This is a genomic window from Rhodococcoides fascians A25f (genome assembly GCF_000760935.2).
Taxonomy (GTDB): Bacteria; Actinomycetota; Actinomycetes; order Mycobacteriales; family Mycobacteriaceae; genus Rhodococcoides.
On the sequence record NZ_CP049744.1, the window covers coordinates 3,124,316 to 3,142,398 of the forward strand.

Consider the following 18,083-nt stretch of genomic DNA (forward strand, 5'->3'; position numbering starts at 1 on the left):
GTAAATTCGTTTGCACCGAGCTGGACCGCGATTCATCCTTGGTGGAGAATCGGACAATCGTGGGTAATCGGGCGATCGGCCCACAGGAGGAATCGAGAGACATGGCGGCCATCGAGACACGCGGTCTGATCAAGCGATTCGGGGCGAACGTCGCTGTCGACGGCGTCGATCTGTCCATCCCGTCCGGTGGGGTCTACGGCGTCCTCGGGCCCAACGGTGCAGGCAAGACCACGACCATCCGAATGCTGGCCACCCTGCTCCCGATCGACGGGGGTAGCGCACGCGTGTTGGGCCACGATGTGGCGAGCGAACCCGAGGCCGTCCGGCAGAAGGTCGCTCTGACAGGCCAATTCGCCTCGTTGGACGAGGATCTGACCGGTACGGAAAATCTGGTTCTGCTTGCACGATTGCTCGGCTACTCACGGCCCGCTGCCCGGTCGCGGTCCGAGCAGTTGCTGGCCGCGTTCGACATCGCCGACGCCGGGCCGAGGCAGGTCAAGACTTACTCCGGCGGAATGCGCCGACGTATCGACATCGCCGCCAGCATCATCGTCACTCCCGAGCTGATCTTTCTGGACGAACCCACCACCGGACTCGATCCGCGCAGCCGAAACCATGTGTGGGAGATCATCCGTGCCTTGGTGGCGGGCGGGACGACAGTGCTTCTGACAACCCAGTATCTCGACGAGGCCGATCAATTGGCCGGGCGTGTCGCGGTCATCGACCACGGCAAAGTCATCGCGGAAGGTACGACCGGCGAGTTGAAAGCATCAGTGGGATCGAACTCGCTGCACCTCCGGGTTCTCGACGCGGCGCGACGAACTGCGGCAGCGCGGATCCTGCAAGATCTGCTCGGCGGCACCGTCACGGAGGATCCGGATCCGTCGACCGTCACGGCGCGTCTCGACAACCCGGCACAGGCCGCGCCCGTGCTGCCCGCACTCGAGACAGCGGGAATCTCGATCGCGTCCTTCACGCTCGGCCAACCGAGCTTGGACGAGGTGTTCCTGGCGCTGACAGGACATGAGGCGGGAGTGGAGCCTGCCGAAACGACCCATCGGACGGGAGTGGAGCCCGCAGGAACGACCGACTTGTCCGCATCCGACCGAGAGGTGGCGTCATGACTGCCGAAGCCCAACAGTCGACGCCGCAGGCCTCGACCATCATCGATGTGCTGGGCGCTGCCGGACCCCGTCCCCCGCGGCCCTCGTCGCTGTCCACGTCGTTGAGTTTCGGGTGGCGGGCGCTGCTCAAGATCAAGCACGTGCCCGAGCAACTGTTCGACGTGACGGCCTTCCCGATCATGTTCACGCTGCTGTTCACGTACCTGTTCGGCGGCGCGTTGGCCGGGTCGACCGACGCGTACATCCAGTTTCTGCTTCCGGGCATTCTGGTGCAGACCGTGGTGATGATCACGATGTACACGGGTGTGACGATGAACAAGGACATCGAGAAGGGCGTATTCGATCGTTTCCGTTCACTGCCCATCTGGCGTCCGTCGCCGTTGGTCGGCGCACTGCTCGGAGACGTGGTCCGCTACACGCTCGCCTCGGTGATCGTGCTGATTCTGGGCTTGGTCCTCGGGTTCAGACCGCAGGGTGGCCTCGTCGGCGTCGTGGCTTCGATAGCTCTGCTGCTGGTGTTCTCGTTCTGCCTGTCCTGGATCTGGACGATGATCGCCATGATCGTGCGTACCGAGGCCGCAGTGATGGGTGTGTCGATGTTCATCCTGTTCCCGCTGACATTCGCGAGCAACATCTTCGTCGATCCCAACACCATGCCCGGTTGGCTGCGTGCCTTCGTCGACGTCAACCCGGTCAGCTTCTTGGTAACGTCTCTGCGCGGCCTCATGCAGGGCGATGTCGACACCGGCCAGTTGGGAGTGACGCTGGTGCTGTGTGCTGTTCTACTGGCGGTGTTCGGACCGATCACGATGCGGCTGTACAACCGAAAGTCCTAGCGCTGCAGTTCGATACCACGGCAGTTCGATATCTCTGCTCATCAGGACGCTGCGCGTGCTCGATGTCGGCGCACCGCGTCGCGATTGGAACACACCGTGCCGCAGTATCGCTGTGTGCCCGTTCGCGACGTGTCCGCAAAAGCGAGCGAGCAGTCGGCCGCAGCGCAGCGCGCGAGGCGGGACATGCCGCGTCCCGTCAGATGCAACGCGGTGCCGACGCTCACCAGAGCCCGGATGACGCCACCCAGGGCGATATCGGGATCGCGATAGTGCATGTGCCACCCGTCCCCAGCGTGGTCGGTCAACCTCGGGTACGCCGCCGCTCGAGCCAGCAGGACGTTGAGCGCCTGTGCCCGCTCGTTCTCGGTGCCGGCGTCCACGACACGTGCCCACTGACCCAGGAAGTCGAGTGTGTCGGTCAGATCGGCATCGGTGGCCGTCCAATCGGGAACCAGGCCCGCATCGACGCAGCGCTCGCTCAGTTCGGTCGCCGAGGTGGGCGGCGTATTGAGCAGATCGATGCCGAGTTTCACCGCGTATTCGCCGTAAGGGTTGATGTGCACAGGACCATTACATCACAGTGGGTGCATGCACACCGAGCACACCTGGACAACTCATTCCACCCACCACACGAGCGAGGGGCTCGTCGGATACCAGGGCTGCCCCTGCGGAGCCCAACGCATCGTGTCGGTACCCACCGAGACCTTCGCCCCACTCGCCGAGGTTGCTCGTCGCGCCTGACCGATCACTGCAGGGTGCGAGCCACCTCGGGTACCACGGTGTCGAGTGCATAACCGATCGACAGTGCCGAGTTGGTCGAGTAGGACTTCGCGACAACCGGGTCGTCGAACACGATGGACCGTCCATCCGCCACCGCCGGAATCCGTTGGAACAAGGGATTGTCGGTCACCTCCGACGGCGACTTCTCGATCGGAAACACCACGAGCAGATCGGCATCGAGGAGGTCGAGCTCCTCCCCCGACACCGGGACCGAAAACCCCTTCGGCACCAGCGCATCGATCGTCGGGCTGGTCACGAACCCGAGCTTCTTCATGAACTCGAGACGACTGTTGGACGAGATGTACGCCCCGAACCCGGTACCGCTGTAGGCACCCACGACGACTGTCTTGTCGGCGAACTCGGGATGGGCAGCAGCAGCGGCTCGAAAACGATCGGAGATCCCGACCAGCAGAGCCTCGCCCTCCGCACGCCGACCGAGAGCGGCCGCCACCATGGTGATCTGCTGTTCGAGCGAGGTCAGATAGTTGTCCGACCCTTCGGGCACACCGACGGTAGGCGCGATGGCCGACAACGTCGCATATCGTTCGGGGTCACCCGAGCTCTTCGTATCCAGAATCAGATCCGGTGCCAGTGCCGCGACCTGTTCGTAGGACGGCTCCTGGGTTCCGATGATCTGCGGCGGTGCGTCGTAGAGACCAGTGGCCCACGGGCCGACGCCGTCACCGCCGAACGCCAACCAATCGCTCGCACCGACCGGTGAGACGCCGAGCGCCAACGCAGTTTCGGCGTCGCCCCACCCGAGCGCCACGACCCGCTGCGGTGCACTGTCGATGGTCACCGCGCCGAAATTCGTCTCGACCGTGGCGGGGAACGCCGCCCCGGACCCACCCGACTCGGCGGACGGCTCGGGTGCCTCGCTCGAGCCCGAGCTACACGACACGACGGCCGTCACGGACAAGACCAGGACGAGGCCTGCGACGATCGAGCTGCGAATTCTCACAACGGAGACGGTACGACACCCGCGTTTGCTTTGGTAAGCCAACCCTACTTTCTGATCAGGCGTCCGATGCACTCCACGTGACTGGTCAGAGGAAACGCGTCGAAGGCGCGCATGTCGGTGAGCTCGTAACCCGCGGCCCGGTAGAGGCTCACATCTCGCGCGAACGACGCGGGATCACAGCCGACGTGCACCACCGAACGAGGACCTCGGGCGGCGAGGGCGTCGATCACGTCGCGTCCAGCTCCCGCGCGAGGTGGATCGAGCACAACTACCGCCACCGGCTCGGCCAATGCATCCATCGACCGCTCGACTCGTCCCGGCACGAACGAGACCTGAGTGAGGTCGGCCAGCGCCGAACGCCCGTCCTCGGCCGCGCGGCGGGAGAACTCGACGCTGGTCACGTGCCCTTCCGGCCCTACCCCGGCGGCGAGAGATGCCGCGAACACCCCGACACCGCCGTACAGATCCCACGCGCCGTCACCCGGGGACGCGTCCGCCCATTCCGTCACCACATCGGTGTAGACCTGTGCAGCACCTCGATGGGCTTGCCAGAAGCCGGTGGCGTCGAGGGTCCAGGCCCTGTCCGAGACATATTCCGTCACTCGACCCGACCCGATCACGGCCTTCTCCGCTCGCGCCCGAGACGACGCTGCCCGACGCGCCGATGCCCCGCGTCGCCCCGGAGATCTGCGCCCGGTCGTCGACAGCTGAGCCGGAGCGATCTCCACGACGTGCCGCGTACCGGCTCCGTCGAGCACCACTTGCAGTTCTGCACCCGGCCGCCACTGCTGGTCCGACAATCCCTCGAACGCTACGGAATCCATTTGCGGACAAAGTAATTCGTTGACGATCGAGCTACTGCGATAGCGGTGGTAGCCGGGACGCCCGCTGGAATCGACGGCAAGTCGAACGCGGGTTCGCCACCCGGTGCCGTCGCCGGTCCCCGGTAATTCCTCGACGCGCACCTCACGCTCGACTCCAGCGACGCGTCGAAGTTGCTCGGCGACGACGAACGACTTCAATCGACGACCTGCATCAGCGGTCGTGTGGGAGTAATCGCAGCATCCGGAGCCACCCGGCCCGGCGATGGGACAACGCGTGTCCACCCGGTCCACGGACGCCGACAGGATCTCCACGGCATCGGCTCGGCAGAACGATCCGCCTCGGTCCTCGGTCACCCGGGCCACCACCCGCTCGCCGGGCAGCCCATGACGCACGAACACGACTCGTCCTTCGTGGCGCGCCACACAGAACCCACCGTGTCCCGGCGCGCCGAGTTCGACCTCGAGCAGAAGGCCGAACCAGCTCTCGGTCACTTGCCCGCCGGGGGCTCGTAGCCGCGACGCGACGCACCCGGTGCGTTGCCGAGCACCTCGCGCTTGGCCTTCTCGGACGAACGCAACTGCCAGGGCACGCTGGTGACCATCACTCCCGGTTGAAACAGCAGTCGGGACTTCAGTCGCAACGCGCTCTGGTTGTGCAGAACCTGCTCCCACCAGTGACCCACGACGTATTCGGGGATGAAGACGGTGACGACGTCACGCGGTGAGTCGCGTCGAACACGCTTGACGTAGTCCAGAACCGGTTTGGTCACCTCTCGATAGGGCGACTCAACGACCTTGAGCGGTACCGATACGTCGCTGGCTTCCCACTCGCGCACCAGCGCGCGGGTGTCGGCCTCGTCGACGTTGACGGTCACTGCTTCGAGGGTGTCGGGCCTGGTGGCCCGCGCATACGCCAACGCGCGCAGCGTCGGCATGTGCAGTTTCGACACCAACACGATGGAGTGTGTTCGGCTGGGCAGCACTCCGTCCCATTCCTCGTTCTCGAGCTCGCGCGCCACGGTGTCGTAGTGCTTCCTGATCATCCGCATCAGGATGAAGATCGCCACCATGGCGACGATCGCGATCCAAGCGCCTGCGGCGAACTTGGTGATCAACACGATCACGAGCACCGTGGCCGTCATCGCAAGACCGACACTGTTGACCACTCGCGAACGCAGCATCTTGCGGCGCTGCTCACTGTCGGTCTCGGATCGGAGCAACCGGGTCCAGTGTCGGATCATGCCGGTCTGGCTCAGCGTGAAGGAGACGAACACCCCGACGATGTAGAGCTGAATGAGCTTGGTGACCTCAGCACCGAACACGACGACGAAGACGATCGCAGCACCGGACAGAAAGAGGATGCCGTTGCTGAAAGCAAGACGGTCACCGCGAGTGTGCAGCTGCCTTGGTAGATACCGATCCTGGGCCAGAACCGAACCGAGAACGGGGAAACCGTTGAACGCAGTGTTTGCCGCGAGTACCAGGATGAGGGCCGTGACGGTCGTGATGAAGAAGAAGCCGACGGGGAACCCACTGAACACCGCCTCCGCGAGCTGCGCGATCAACGTCTTCTGCTGGTACCCCTCCGGCGCGCCGATCAACTGAATATCGGGATCCATGGCGTACTTGATGCCGATCTTCTGTGCAAGAACGATGATGCCCATCAGCAACGTGATGCCGATGGCACCGAGCAGCAACAGTGTGGTCGCGGCGTTACGCGACTTCGGCTTCTCGAATGCGGGCACACCGTTGCTGATGGCCTCCACCCCGGTCAGCGCCGCACAACCGGACGAGAAGGCGCGTGCGATGAGGAACGCGAAGGCAATTCCGTACAGGTGCGAATCCTCTGCCTTCAGATCGAAGGTTGCCGACTCTGCATGAATGTCGTCGCCGAGCACGTAGACCCGGAACAGGCCGTACGCCAACATCAGGAACATGCCACCCATGAAGGCATATGTCGGGATCGCGAACGCGGCCCCGGACTCCCGGATGCCCCGCAGGTTGATCGAGGTGATGAAGACGATGGCCACCACGGCGAAGAGCACTTTGTGTTGGGCCACGAAGGGCACTGCAGACCCGATGTTGGACGCGGCCGCCGAGATCGACACCGCCACGGTCAGGACGTAGTCGACCAGCAGCGCGCTGCCGACCGTCAGACCTGCGGCCGGCCCGAGATTGGTGGTCGCCACCTCGTAGTCACCGCCGCCGGACGGGTAGGCGTGCACGTTCTGCCGGTAGCTGGCCACCACCACGGCCATCACCACGCACACGGCGAGACCGATCCACGGAGTGAACGTGAGCGCCGAGATACCCGCCACCGACAGCACCAGGAAGATCTCCTCGGGGGCATAGGCCACCGACGACATGGCGTCCGAGGCGAACACCGGCAACGCGATTCGCTTGGGAAGCAACGTATGACCGAGCTTGTCGCTACGGAACGGCTTACCGAGCACTAGCCGCTTGGCGGCAGTCGAGACCTTGGACACGGACAGAAGCGTAGGCCGTCCGCCTGCGGACGTCTCAACCACGCGCCTGAAACTGCGTCGGAGCCCACCCTCGGTCGATCCCGGAGACGAATCCCCGATACGTTGGTGCACGCCTGCCCGTAGTGGCAGTGTCGGTCGGCAGTGGTCGACAATCGAGATCGGGACGGAGCTGGGCGTTGTACGTAGTTGTGATGGGATGTGGCCGCGTCGGCGCATCGCTGGCCGGTGCGCTCGAACGCATCGGCCACGAGGTAGCGATCATCGATCGCGACGAGGCAGCCTTTCTGCGCCTCGATCCCGACTTCGGCGGACACCGTGTCGTCGGCATGGGATTCGACCGAGATGTGTTGGTGACTGCGGGAATCGAGAAGGCCGAGGCATTCGCCGCCGTCTCCTCCGGCGACAACTCCAACATCATCTCTGCCCGCGTCGCACGCGAGACCTTCGGAGTCGACAAAGTGGTGGCGAGAATCTACGACGCCAAACGCGCCGCCGTCTACGAACGGCTCGGTATACCGACCGTGGCCACGGTCCCCTGGGCCACCGACCGCTTTCTGCACAACCTGCTACGTGACGATCCGACGACCAAATGGCGCGATCCGTCCGGCAGCGTGGCCGTCGTCCTGCTCGACTTCAACGATGCCTGGATCGGCAAGAAGCTTTCGGTCCTCGAAGAGGCGACACGTTCGCGGGCGGCCTTCGTCATCCGATTCGGCGTCGGGTTGCTACCGGACAAGCGCACCGTGATCCAGGCCGGCGACGAGGTGTACGTCGCCGCCGTCTCGGGCACCGTCGCCGAAGCAATCGCGCTGGCGGGCAACCCCCCGCCGTCGGACGACTGATGCACGACCGCACGTTCCCCACCTCCCCCATCGACCCGAACGGGAAGCCATGAAAGTCGCCATCGCCGGTGCCGGCGCAGTCGGCAGATCCATCGCACGTGAGCTGATCCGCAGCGAACACGACGTGATGCTCCTCGAACGCAAGCTCGACCACGTCGATCAGGCCGCGGTGCCGGAAGCCGAATGGGTGCTGGCCGACGCGTGCGAGCTCAGCTTGCTCGAAGCTGCTCATCTCGAAAACTACGACGTGGTGATCGCCGCCACCGGCGACGACAAGGCCAACCTGGTGCTAAGTCTGCTGGCCAAGACCGAATTCGGCGTCGATCGTGTGGTGGCCCGAGTCAACGATCCGCGTAACGAGTGGCTGTTCGACTCCGCGTGGGGTGTCGACGTCGCGGTATCGACGCCGCGCATGCTCGCGTCGTTGGTCGAAGAGGCGGTTTCGGTCGGGGACCTCGTCCATCTGATGACGTTCCGCAAAGGCCAGGCCAACCTCGTCGAGATCACGCTGCCCGAGAACACTCCACTCGCGGGAAAGCCGGTCCGAAAGCTTCAATTGCCCAGGGACGCTGCCCTGGTGACGATTCTGCGCGGCGGCCGGGTGATCGTGCCACAGCACGACGATCCACTCGAGGGCGGCGACGAACTACTGTTCGTCGCCGCGAAAGAAGTAGAGAACGAACTACGAGCTGCGGTCGGCCTGATCTGACGGCAGTGTTCCGTCGGTCCGATCCGCACTCGACGCAGCCTCCAGCGTGTGATCGGCCCGGCGGACGGCCCAGAGCGTGACCAGTAGCGCCACTCCGGTGAGCGGCCAGCCCATGCCGATCCGTGCAACGGCCAGCCAGCCGGTCTGATCCGAGTCGTAGAGCTGCGACTGGACGACGTACCGGGCGGCGAACACTGCCGCCCACGCGATCGTCGCCACGTCGTAGAAGCGCACGGCCGCTCGGTTGTGACGCCACGCCGTTCCCTTGCCGTTGAGGTAACCCCAGATGACTCCGACCAGCGGCCAGCGCGCGAGTACCGACAACACGAACGCTCCGCCGTAGACCAGCGAGGTGTAGATGCCGAACAGGAAATAGCCCTTGGCATCCCCGGTGCGGTACGCGATGAACGCGCAGATGCCGACACCGAAAAATCCTGAAATTGCAGGCTGAATGGGACTGCGCTGAACCAGACGCCACACCAGAACTGCAGCGGCCACGCCGAGTGCTGACCACAGGGCGACGGCCAGGCCGAAGAAGCTGTTGGCCGGAACGAAGACGATGACCGGCAACGTGGAATAGACGAGCCCGCTCAGACCACCGAGCTGTTCGAGAACGGTGGGGGCCACCTTCTCTACACTGTCCGGCGTCGGCGCATCGGGCGCAGGTTCCGGCGTCGTGGGAGGCGGCACGGCATCGTCGCTGTTGGTCACGACAACGAGAGTGCCATACCTGCGACGGTCAGCTGTCGTCGCGCAGTTCGTAGTAGGGGTTGTAGACGATCTTGCGGCCGTCGCGTTCACCGACGCGCCCACGAACGAGGACGGTCTTGCCCGGCTCGATACCGGCGATCTTCCGCCGACCGATCCACACGAGCGTCACCGTGTCGGTACCGTCGAAGAACTCGGCCTCGATGTTTGCGTTGGCGGCCTTGGAACACGCTTCCACGCTGCGCAATCGACCCAACATCGTGACTTCCTCGCCGCGCGAGCAATCGCATGCGCGTCGGGCACCGGAGGCTTCGGAAGATTCGGCCATCTCCTCGGCGTCGAGCTGATCGATGTCCTCGGTCAACTTTCGCGTCAACCGGCGAAAGTATCCTGCGGCAGCGGGTGCCATTGTGCGCTCCAGCGGTGTGAGTCGTTCCGCAGGCTCCACGAGCCAGCGGTAAGGGTCGTTCCGCAAGCTCCACTCCTGGAAGCAACTGCGGCGACGTGGGGGTTTGCCTCGTCAGGGCGGGTACTTCGCCACTGTAGACCCGAAGTGTCACACTGACCAACCATCGCCACGCTCGGAACCGAAGCCGTGCACAATCGTGTCGTGCACAGCCGATTCGACACCCTCGCCGCGGTCGTTCTACCTGGTACGGGATCGGACGCCCGGTTTGCCGAAGACGCATTCTCGGCAGCGTTCGCCGGTGTGGGATTGACCACCATCGCCGTCGAACCCGATCCGACCGGCGTGGTCGAGAGCTACGTCGGCGCGCTGAACGCCGCAACGCGCAGGCACGGCCGAATCGTCGTGGCAGGAATCTCCCTCGGTGCCGCGGTCGCAGCACGGTGGGCTGCCGACAACGCGTCGAGCACTGCAGCGCTGGCGCTCGCTCTACCGGCATGGACCGGCGACCCGGCGGGCACTCCCGCGGCCCTCAGCGCCCAGTTCACCGCTCGATCGCTGCGTGAGGTGGGGCTCGATGCCGTCACCACGGCCATGTCGTCGTCGAGCCCCGAATGGCTCGCTCGCACCTTGCGGCGATCCTGGGCCTCCCAGTGGCCGGCTCTTCCCGATGCCTTGGACGAGGCAGCGCGACACCGGAGCCTCGGGCTCGACGAGCTCGCACGGATCGAGTTGCCGACCGTCGTCGTCGGCGCGGTGAACGACGCGGTGCATCCGATCGAGGTGGCGCGGAACTGGGCGCGCGCGCTACCGAACTGCGTACTCAGAACGGTGACGCTCGACATGATCGGCAACGACGCAGGATGTCTTGGCCGTGCGGTTGTCGACGGTCTCGACCTGGGGTCGCCTCAACCGCCCAGTTGCTGAATTGCCGATCCCGATGCCCCGCGTCGCGGCGCTCGATCGCGCTCGGCCGCAGTCGACTGCGGTACCGTATTCTGCTCCGGTGCCGAATTCTGTTGCGGCGCAACAGGTTCAGTCTCCGGAGCCGGCGGTGGTGGCGATTGCTGCGCCGCCGCCTGCTGCTGCGAGGCAGCAGCAAGTTGCTCGGCCAGCACCTGCGGCAACACCACCGGCAGCGGCGTTCGAACGGGATGCGGATCGGTCCCCCGGTCGACCACGGTCTGCCGAAGAATCGTATGTGCGAGTTGGACGAGCGGCTGCCCCTCGCCCACGGCACCAGACGGCCCGGCCAGCACGCATCGGACCATCCACCGATAGCCGTCGACTCCGATGAAACGGAGATCGGCGTTGGCTGTGACGCCGTGCAGCTCACGCCCCCACGGACCCGTCTCCACAGTGGTCTCGGCCTTGTCGTTGCGAAGCGATGTCGCCAGGTCTACCGCCACCTCGCGCCACTGACCGGGCGATTTGGGTGCCGCGTACGCCGCTATGGTGATGCGCCCGAACTGGGTGACGATGTGCACTGCCTGCGGGCTGCCTGCCTGGGACATCTCGACCTGCAGCTGGCCGCCTTCCGGAAGTGGAATCAACACCGAGCCCAGGTCGAGCCGCGTCTTGGCTACGGTCTCGCGATCATCGTCCAGGTCCTCCAGATCGTGGGGTCCGTCGGCGCCGGTGTCGGCGGGCTCCTCGTCCTCGACTCCATCGACGAATGCCTCCGCATCGGGTGCGGATGCACTGCCGGCGTCGTTCTTCTTACGCCGTCCGAACATGTTCAGCTCTCTTCTTCTCGGTTGCTTCCACGTTGCCTGCCACCGACCGACGCCGTGGCGGAACTCACTGCTTCAGACTCGCATGGCCGCCGGTCGACCCGTGACCACCGGCCCCTCGAACGGTGTCGTCCAGCTCGTCGACCTCGACGAACGTCACCAGCTCGACCCGCTGTACGACCAGCTGCGCGATACGGTCGCCCCGGTCCAGCGCGATCGGGGTGTGCAGGTCGTGGTTGATCAGACACACCTTGATCTCTCCGCGGTATCCGGCATCGATCGTGCCCGGGGTGTTGACGACCGACAGCCCCGATTTCGCCGCCAGGCCCGAGCGCGGATGAATCAGCCCGACTGTTCCCAGCGGAAGAGCGACCGCGATACCGGTTCCCACCAGCACACGTTCACCCGGGGCGATCGTGACCGGAGCAGTGATCCGCAGATCTACTCCTGCGTCACCCTCGTGCGCGCGGGTGGGGATCGGTAGCTCGGGGTCGAGTCGGCGGACTCGCACCTCGGTCAGCGGAGATGCAGGCCACACAGAGTTCGGGGTTCGCTCGGCAGACGGATCCATGCCGGTCTCGGGGGCTTCGTCGCTCACGTCGAACGAGACTACGCTGGCCTGCTCCAGCCTCGGTGTGGCGACTACCCTGGTGCTCGTGACTGCAGATCGACAGACCGAACCCGCGAACTCGGAGTCCGGCAACTCCACTCCCAGCACCGGGTCCACCGACTCGATGCTCTATTCCGAGCGACTCTGGGTGCCGCTCTGGTGGTGGGCAGCGGGAGCCGCCGTGGCGGTGTTGCTGGCGGCGGAGATTCACATGGGCGCACCGGGCATCCGGGCATGGTTGCCGTACGTCGTGTTGCTGCCGCTCGTCGCCTGGGCGCTGTTCGCCTTCAGCAGGCTGCGCGTCGAGGTGGTGGCCGAAACCGGCTCGACCGACGTCGAATTGCGTGTGGGGAAAGCACACCTGCCGCTCGCTGTGGCAGCCAAGGCAGCAATCGTCCCCGGAACAGCAAAAAGTGCGGCGCTGGGCAGACAGCTCGATCCGCTGGCTTTCGTACAGCACCGCACCTGGGTGAAGCAGATGGTGATCGTGGTTCTCGACGATCCGGACGATCCGACACCGTATTGGCTGATCAGCACCAAACGTCCCGACGCGTTACTGGCGGTACTGTCCGCTCACGGCGTCGAGGCACGCTGACCTCGCACCCGACCGACGGTCGGGGAACCGACGCACAGACCCGAGCCGATGATCAGGTCTGTGCGGAGAAGATCACGCCGCGCAGTCGCGGCACATAAGTACGCCGTTGGCGTCGCTGGCCAGTCGGCTCCGGTGATGAACCAGGAAGCAGCTCGAGCAGGTGAACTCGTCCGCCTGCTTGGGAACCACTCGAACCGAGAGCTCCTCACCGGACAGGTCTGCACCCGGGAGCTCGAACGACTCCGCGGTGTCGGATTCGTCCACGTCCACCACTGCGGACTGGGCCTCGTTGCGCCGAGCTTTCAGTTCTTCGAGCGAATCCTCGGATACGTCGTCGGATTCTGTTCTTCTCGGTGCGTCGTAGTCGGTTGCCATTGTTCTCGTACCCCTCATCTTCGTGCGTGTGTGTGGTGGGAGCTGCCGTTGTGGTCGGCTTGTGGCCGTCGGCTGTGAAGAGGGCGCTTGCTCACTCCCACCGATTGTTCGTACCTGTTCGAATCGTTCGTCGTCGCGCGGTGCCCGAAACTACACCGGGTAGTTCCCAAAACTCGCCGGTTGAAACCCGATCGAGACCTCGCTCACCTGATCGATGGTGCACCGGCGTCCGATTCTCGAAGCACCGCGGCCGCCAGACAATAGCCGAACCCGGTCACAAACTCGAAACCGAATCGCCGGTGAGTCCATTACCTGCATGCACGCCGCAACAACACCGAGGCGGCCGTCTTCATTCCACGATCCACCGAAGGCGTCACGGCGCGGGTTTTCGGCTCCGAAACGGGAGGTGCGCCCCCATCCGAGAAGGGTCGGGCCCGAGTGTGCCGCCGCCGGGCACCGCGGGCATCTACAGTAGGCACCGCGTCGGTGTGAACCGACCCTGTGACCGGTCTCGGCGCCAGCCGAAGGAAAGGCGAAGATCAACTGTGGTTTCTCTGATCACCGAAGGCCGTTCGGCCGACGATCGAGGTCGTCCGTTCCGTCGCCGCCGGGCATTTCCCATCCTCGCCGTGTTCACGGTGCTGGCGCTGCTCGGCGTGGTCGTCTGGGTCAAGGTGTTCACCACATCCGAGGCCACCTCCGCAACCGCCGAATGCAACACGCCGACCACCACGGCCGCCACCGACGGCACGCAGCCCGTACCGCTGGGTGACGAGGTCGACCCCGACACGCTGCTCGATGTCGAGCCTGCGGCACTGTCCGCATCGAAGGTGCGTGTCTTCAACGCCAACGGTGAGCGCGGCCAGGCGGCTCTGGTGGCGGCTCAGCTCATCGATTACGGTTTCGCAAGCGCACCGGACGTCCAGGTCGGCAACGATCCGGTCTACGTCGATCAGAACATGCAGTGCCAGGGCCAGATTCGGTTCGGTGCAGCCGGGGTCGCTGCGGCGAGCGCGGTATGGCTCGTCGCGCCCTGCGCCGAGCTCATCGAAGATTCCCGCACCGACGACTCGGTCGATCTCGCTCTCGGTACCTACTTCAGCGCGATCCAGCCGAACGACGACGCAGAAGAAGTGCTCCGCACACTCGCCGGTACGGCGCCGGATGCCGCGCCGCAGCCGCTCGATGCCGATCTACTCGCCGCAGCGCGCGAATCGCGTTGCTGACGTCGATTCGACTCGTCAGCCAGGAATCGGATCGAGAGCGCCTGCGCTGCGCAACGCGGCCAGGAAGGCGTTCGAGATTCCGGGGGCCATAGCCACGGTGGCGGAGCCGTGCGCACTCGTCGAGTTCGCAGCCGGCAGTCGCACCACCGCTCCGGCCTCGGTCGCGATGAGCGCACCCGCGGCCCAGTCCCACGGACTGAGCCCGTGCTCGAAGTGGGCGTCGACCGCTCCGGACGCGACCATGCACAGGTCCAGCGCTGCCGATCCGATCCGGCGGATGTCTCGTACCTGAGGCAGCAGTTCGGAGATGATCGCGCCCTGTACCGCTCGACGACCCGACCCGTAGCCGAATCCGGTGGCCAGCAACGTCATCGACAATTCGGTGACGTCCGAGCACCGCAGTTGCTCCTCGGTGCCGTCGGCCCCTCGTACGGTGGCACCGCGGCCCTTCGCAGCGGAGTAGACGAGATCGCGAGCAACGTCGACCACGGCCCCCGCCACACTGACACCGTCGATCTGAACGGCGACCGACACCGCGTAGGCCGGGATTCCGTACATGAAATTCACGGTCCCGTCGATCGGGTCAAGTACCCACCGCACACCGTCGAGCGACTCGTCCTCGCTCCCTTCCTCTTCCCCGAGAATGGAATCCGCCGGCCGCAGCTGCGCCAACATCTCGCGCAGAACGCGCTCGGTTTCGGTGTCCACGACGGTCACCGGATCGGTCGGCGTGCTCTTGGACTGCACCGCGTCGTCATCGACACTCGAACCGCCACCGAACACCTGCGGTCGCCGCAGTCGCACGTGCTCGGCGGCACGCGTCGCGACGCGTTCGGCAACCTCGCGCAGCACGTCCACGTCTCGTGTGTTCGGTTCGGTGTCCGACCCTCCCGCCGGCACCGGCGTTCCGGGCAATTGCGTACTGGCGGTGTCGTTCTGCGATCCGTCTGATTTCGGCACTCGTACATCGCAACACACACCGACGGCCGAGCACCACCGCAGCGACTCACCCAACACAGTCGGGGCCGACTCGGCGTTCCACGAACAGCGAATCGGCACTATTGTTCGGAAGCGACGGCACCACACGGATTCGATCAGGCCAGGAGCGGCATCCACATGACACAGGCAGGTTCGGACAACACCCCCGGCGGGGCAGCGCGCCACGGATTCGGCGTCGACGTCGGCGGCAGCGGCATCAAGGGCGGAATCGTCGACCTCGGCACCGGGGACCTCGTAGGCGACCGCTACAAGATCGAGACTCCTCAGCCGTCCACCCCGGATGCCGTCGCGCGAACCGTCGCGGAGATCGTCGCGCACTTCGAGTGGACCGGTCCGGTAGGCGTCACACTTCCCGCCGTGGTGACCAACGGCGTGGCTCGTTCGGCCGCCAACATCGACAAGTCCTGGATCGACACCGACGCCCGAGCGCTGTTCGCCAAGGCCATCGGAACCGAGGACATCACCGTCCTCAACGACGCCGACGCGGCCGGAATCGCCGAGGACAAGTACGGCGGTGGCAAAGGCAAGGACGGTGTCGTCGTGCTACTGACGTTCGGCACCGGGATCGGCTCGGCAGTGCTGCACAACGGGGTGCTGCTGCCCAACACCGAGTTCGGCCACATGGAGATCGGCGGCAAGGAAGCCGAGCACCGTGCAGCGTCGTCGGTGAAGGAGAATCAGGGGTTGTCGTACAAGGAGTGGGCCAAGGAGGTCTCGAAGGTTCTGCAGACGTTCGAGGCGCTGCTGTGGCCGGATCTGTTCATTGCCGGTGGCGGGATCAGTCGTAAGAGCGAGAAGTGGATTCCGCACCTGACGAACCGCACTCCCGTGGTGCCGGCAACCCTGCTGAACACTGCCGGGATCGTCGGTGCCGCACTCGCTGCGGACAGCGCAGTTCCGTCCGCAGAAACCGGCACATCCGCTGGATCGGCCCACTGACACGCGTCGTCGCCACCCGCGTAGGACGAGGGTCGGTAACAAACTCCTGAGAGGTCGTTACAATGGTGTGTGCCGGTACGCAGCCGGCCAGAATCCGAAGACCTCTCCGCCGGAAACAACTCTGGCGTGACGCCGCACGACTTCGTCACGAAAGGGCGTACGTGGCAGCCACCGATATCCGTCAGACCGTAGATTCCGAGACCGAGTCTGCGGCACCTGCACCTGCTGTCAAGGCACCCGCTGCGAAGGCACCGGCAAAGAAGGCTCCGGCAAAGCGCGCCGCAGCCAAGAAGGCACCGGCGAAGAAAGCCGCAGCGAAGAAGACAGCAACTCCCGCGACCGGGGACGACGCCGATGAGAGCGCACCCGGAATCGAGGACATCGACATCTCCGAAGGCGACCTGGCTGCTGCCGCCAACGATGTCGTAGAGGTCGTCGCTGCCGGTGACGACACCGAAGAGGACGCCACCAGCGAGCCGACCGCCGAGGACAAGGCGTCGGGCGACTTCGTGTGGGACGAGGAGGAATCCGAGGCGCTGCGTCAGGCACGTAAGGATGCCGAGCTCACCGCATCGGCAGACTCCGTCCGCGCATACCTCAAGCAGATCGGCAAGGTCGCCCTCCTCAACGCGGAGGAAGAAGTCGAACTGGCCAAGCGCATCGAGGCAGGCCTGTTCGCAGTCGAGAAGATGCGCGAGTCCGCGGAGAAGGGCGAGAAGCTCCCCGTCGCGCAGCGTCGAGACATGACGTGGATCTGCCGTGACGGCAATCGCGCCAAGAACCATCTGCTCGAAGCCAACCTTCGACTCGTCGTCTCGCTGGCCAAGCGCTACACCGGTCGCGGCATGGCCTTCCTCGACCTGATTCAGGAGGGCAACCTCGGTCTCATTCGCGCGGTCGAGAAGTTCGACTACACCAAGGGCTACAAGTTCTCCACGTACGCCACCTGGTGGATCCGACAGGCCATCACTCGGGCCATGGCCGATCAGGCCCGCACGATCCGTATCCCGGTTCACATGGTCGAGGTCATCAACAAGCTCGGCCGCATCCAACGCGAATTGCTTCAGGACCTGGGCCGCGAGCCCACTCCCGAAGAGCTCGCCAAGGAAATGGACATCACGCCCGAGAAGGTGCTGGAGATCCAGCAGTACGCGCGTGAGCCGATCTCCCTCGACCAGACCATCGGTGACGAGGGCGACAGCCAGCTCGGTGATTTCATCGAGGATTCCGAGGCCGTCGTCGCTGTGGACGCGGTGTCGTTCACACTGCTGCAGGATCAGCTTCAGTCGGTACTCGAGACGCTGTCCGAGCGCGAGGCAGGCGTGGTTCGCCTGCGCTTCGGCCTCACCGACGGCCAGCCGCGTACCCTCGACGAGATCGGACAGGTGTACGGGGTCACCCGTGAGCGAATCCGCCAGATCGAATCCAAGACGATGTCCAAGCTGCGTCACCCGTCCCGTTCACAGGTCTTGCGCGACTACCTGGACTGAGTGACCCGATTCACCGAACGACGACCGTCGATCCTCGCGATCGGCGGTCGTGGTCGTCGTCAGGGCACGGTGGTCGCCCAGCGGCGGTGTCGTCACAGAGGTGGTGTCGTCACAGAGGCGGTGCTGCGAAGGTTCCGTCCGGCCCGGGTCGATAGTCGAGCACTGCCGTGACGGCCGCGATCGGTAGCGGTCCGTACAGATGTGGAAAGCGCATCGACTCCGGATCGGACGGCACGCCGGGTTCCCATCGAACGGGTGCGTTCAGTCGAGCCGGATCCAGACGGAGCAGAACCAGATCCTCACGCCCCGGGAACAGCCGATTTGCAGGTAGATGCACTTGCTGCGGCGTCGACAGGTGAACGAAGCCCACCTCGCCGTACGAGTCCGGTACGTATTCGGCCTGCCCCCGCATCGACAACCACTCCCCCGCGGTGCAGATG

The 18,083-nt window shown here is 65.1% G+C and carries 21 protein-coding genes; 10 read left to right on the forward strand and 11 right to left on the reverse strand.

Annotated elements, in window-relative coordinates:
* Window positions 1-101 precede the first annotated feature (101 nt).
* Both BH93_RS14665 and BH93_RS14670 read left to right on the forward strand, forming a co-directional pair.
* On the forward strand, window positions 102-1,124 hold the full coding sequence (locus tag BH93_RS14665) for an ATP-binding cassette domain-containing protein (protein ID WP_080739060.1): 1,023 nt from the start codon (window positions 102-104) through the stop codon (window positions 1,122-1,124).
* Entirely contained in the window at window positions 1,121-1,960 is an 840-nt protein-coding gene (locus tag BH93_RS14670; RefSeq protein ID WP_037173896.1) for an ABC transporter permease, read from the forward strand. Before BH93_RS14665 ends, BH93_RS14670 begins: the two co-directional genes overlap by 4 nt.
* A gap of 41 nt (window positions 1,961-2,001) precedes the next feature.
* On the opposite strand, the gene BH93_RS14675 is transcribed toward BH93_RS14670, so the two are convergent.
* Entirely contained in the window at window positions 2,002-2,523 is a 522-nt protein-coding gene (locus BH93_RS14675; protein ID WP_037173897.1) for a CGNR zinc finger domain-containing protein, read from the reverse strand.
* Between the two features lie 25 nt (window positions 2,524-2,548).
* Between BH93_RS14675 and BH93_RS14680 the strand changes: the two genes are divergently transcribed.
* Entirely contained in the window at window positions 2,549-2,701 is a 153-nt protein-coding gene (locus BH93_RS14680; RefSeq protein WP_165430216.1) for a hypothetical protein, read from the forward strand.
* Between the two features lie 4 nt (window positions 2,702-2,705).
* On the opposite strand, the gene BH93_RS14685 is transcribed toward BH93_RS14680, so the two are convergent.
* From BH93_RS14685 to BH93_RS14695, 3 genes are read right to left on the reverse strand one after another with little or no spacing between them, the layout of a single operon-like run.
* The gene (locus tag BH93_RS14685) at window positions 2,706-3,701 is read right to left on the reverse strand and encodes an iron-siderophore ABC transporter substrate-binding protein (RefSeq protein ID WP_037173900.1); all 996 of its coding nucleotides are present in this window, start codon (window positions 3,699-3,701) and stop codon (window positions 2,706-2,708) included.
* 44 nt (window positions 3,702-3,745) lie between these two features.
* Entirely contained in the window at window positions 3,746-5,017 is a 1,272-nt protein-coding gene (locus BH93_RS14690; RefSeq protein WP_037173902.1) for a class I SAM-dependent RNA methyltransferase, read from the reverse strand.
* A complete protein-coding gene (locus BH93_RS14695; protein ID WP_037174333.1) occupies window positions 5,014-7,011 on the reverse strand; it encodes an APC family permease in 1,998 nt (665 codons plus the stop codon). The genes BH93_RS14690 and BH93_RS14695 overlap by 4 nt, the downstream gene beginning before the upstream one ends.
* Before the next feature lie 176 nt (window positions 7,012-7,187).
* Between BH93_RS14695 and BH93_RS14700 the strand changes: the two genes are divergently transcribed.
* Together BH93_RS14700 and BH93_RS14705 are read left to right on the forward strand one after the other, a co-directional pair.
* Window positions 7,188-7,853, forward strand: coding sequence for a potassium channel family protein (locus tag BH93_RS14700; protein WP_032377740.1), 666 nt, complete (start codon window positions 7,188-7,190; stop codon window positions 7,851-7,853).
* Window positions 7,854-7,902: 49 nt separating this feature from the next.
* A complete protein-coding gene (locus BH93_RS14705; protein ID WP_032377739.1) occupies window positions 7,903-8,562 on the forward strand; it encodes a potassium channel family protein in 660 nt (219 codons plus the stop codon).
* Here the strand turns inward: BH93_RS14705 and BH93_RS14710 are convergent.
* The gene (locus BH93_RS14710) at window positions 8,536-9,189 is read right to left on the reverse strand and encodes a DUF3159 domain-containing protein (protein ID WP_052065149.1); all 654 of its coding nucleotides are present in this window, start codon (window positions 9,187-9,189) and stop codon (window positions 8,536-8,538) included. The genes BH93_RS14705 and BH93_RS14710 overlap by 27 nt on opposite strands.
* A 112-nt stretch (window positions 9,190-9,301) precedes the next feature.
* Window positions 9,302-9,679: an OB-fold nucleic acid binding domain-containing protein gene (locus tag BH93_RS14715; RefSeq protein WP_032378440.1), complete on the reverse strand. Its 378-nt coding sequence runs from the start codon at window positions 9,677-9,679 to the stop codon at window positions 9,302-9,304.
* A 201-nt stretch (window positions 9,680-9,880) separates the two neighbouring features.
* Between BH93_RS14715 and BH93_RS14720 the strand changes: the two genes are divergently transcribed.
* A complete protein-coding gene (locus tag BH93_RS14720) occupies window positions 9,881-10,603 on the forward strand; it encodes an alpha/beta fold hydrolase (protein ID WP_037174339.1) in 723 nt (240 codons plus the stop codon).
* Here BH93_RS14720 and BH93_RS14725 read toward each other — a convergent pair.
* Both BH93_RS14725 and dut read right to left on the reverse strand, forming a co-directional pair.
* Window positions 10,585-11,412 carry a DUF3710 domain-containing protein gene (locus tag BH93_RS14725; RefSeq protein ID WP_037173904.1) on the reverse strand — a complete coding sequence of 276 codons (828 nt, stop codon included), beginning with the start codon at window positions 11,410-11,412 and terminating at the stop codon, window positions 10,585-10,587. The two genes, BH93_RS14720 and BH93_RS14725, sit on opposite strands and share 19 nt — an antisense overlap.
* A gap of 64 nt (window positions 11,413-11,476) precedes the next feature.
* Window positions 11,477-12,007 carry a dUTP diphosphatase gene (gene dut / locus BH93_RS14730; RefSeq protein WP_371829152.1) on the reverse strand — a complete coding sequence of 177 codons (531 nt, stop codon included), beginning with the start codon at window positions 12,005-12,007 and terminating at the stop codon, window positions 11,477-11,479.
* Between the two features lie 136 nt (window positions 12,008-12,143).
* On the opposite strand from dut, the gene BH93_RS14735 reads away from it, so the two are divergent.
* On the forward strand, window positions 12,144-12,614 hold the full coding sequence (locus BH93_RS14735) for a DUF3093 domain-containing protein (RefSeq protein ID WP_032378437.1): 471 nt from the start codon (window positions 12,144-12,146) through the stop codon (window positions 12,612-12,614).
* A 72-nt stretch (window positions 12,615-12,686) separates the two neighbouring features.
* Here BH93_RS14735 and BH93_RS14740 read toward each other — a convergent pair whose 3' ends face one another.
* Window positions 12,687-12,989: a DUF4193 domain-containing protein gene (locus BH93_RS14740; protein ID WP_027496891.1), complete on the reverse strand. Its 303-nt coding sequence runs from the start codon at window positions 12,987-12,989 to the stop codon at window positions 12,687-12,689.
* Between the two features lie 545 nt (window positions 12,990-13,534).
* Between BH93_RS14740 and cei the strand changes: the two genes are divergently transcribed.
* A complete protein-coding gene (gene cei, locus BH93_RS14745) occupies window positions 13,535-14,215 on the forward strand; it encodes an envelope integrity protein Cei (protein ID WP_032377737.1) in 681 nt (226 codons plus the stop codon).
* A gap of 15 nt (window positions 14,216-14,230) precedes the next feature.
* On the opposite strand, the gene BH93_RS14750 is transcribed toward cei, so the two are convergent.
* Window positions 14,231-15,073 (reverse strand): inositol monophosphatase family protein, encoded by an 843-nt coding sequence (locus tag BH93_RS14750; protein WP_080730581.1) that lies wholly within the window; start codon window positions 15,071-15,073, stop codon window positions 14,231-14,233.
* 258 nt (window positions 15,074-15,331) lie between these two features.
* Between BH93_RS14750 and ppgK the strand changes: the two genes are divergently transcribed.
* Complete coding sequence (gene ppgK, locus BH93_RS14755) at window positions 15,332-16,153, forward strand: polyphosphate--glucose phosphotransferase (protein ID WP_037173912.1); 822 nt, start codon at window positions 15,332-15,334, stop codon at window positions 16,151-16,153.
* A 161-nt stretch (window positions 16,154-16,314) separates the two neighbouring features.
* A complete protein-coding gene (locus tag BH93_RS14760) occupies window positions 16,315-17,643 on the forward strand; it encodes an RNA polymerase sigma factor (RefSeq protein ID WP_037173914.1) in 1,329 nt (442 codons plus the stop codon).
* Window positions 17,644-17,752: 109 nt separating this feature from the next.
* Here BH93_RS14760 and BH93_RS14765 read toward each other — a convergent pair whose 3' ends face one another.
* A complete protein-coding gene (locus BH93_RS14765) occupies window positions 17,753-18,055 on the reverse strand; it encodes a DUF952 domain-containing protein (RefSeq protein ID WP_052065151.1) in 303 nt (100 codons plus the stop codon).
* Window positions 18,056-18,083 lie beyond the last annotated feature (28 nt).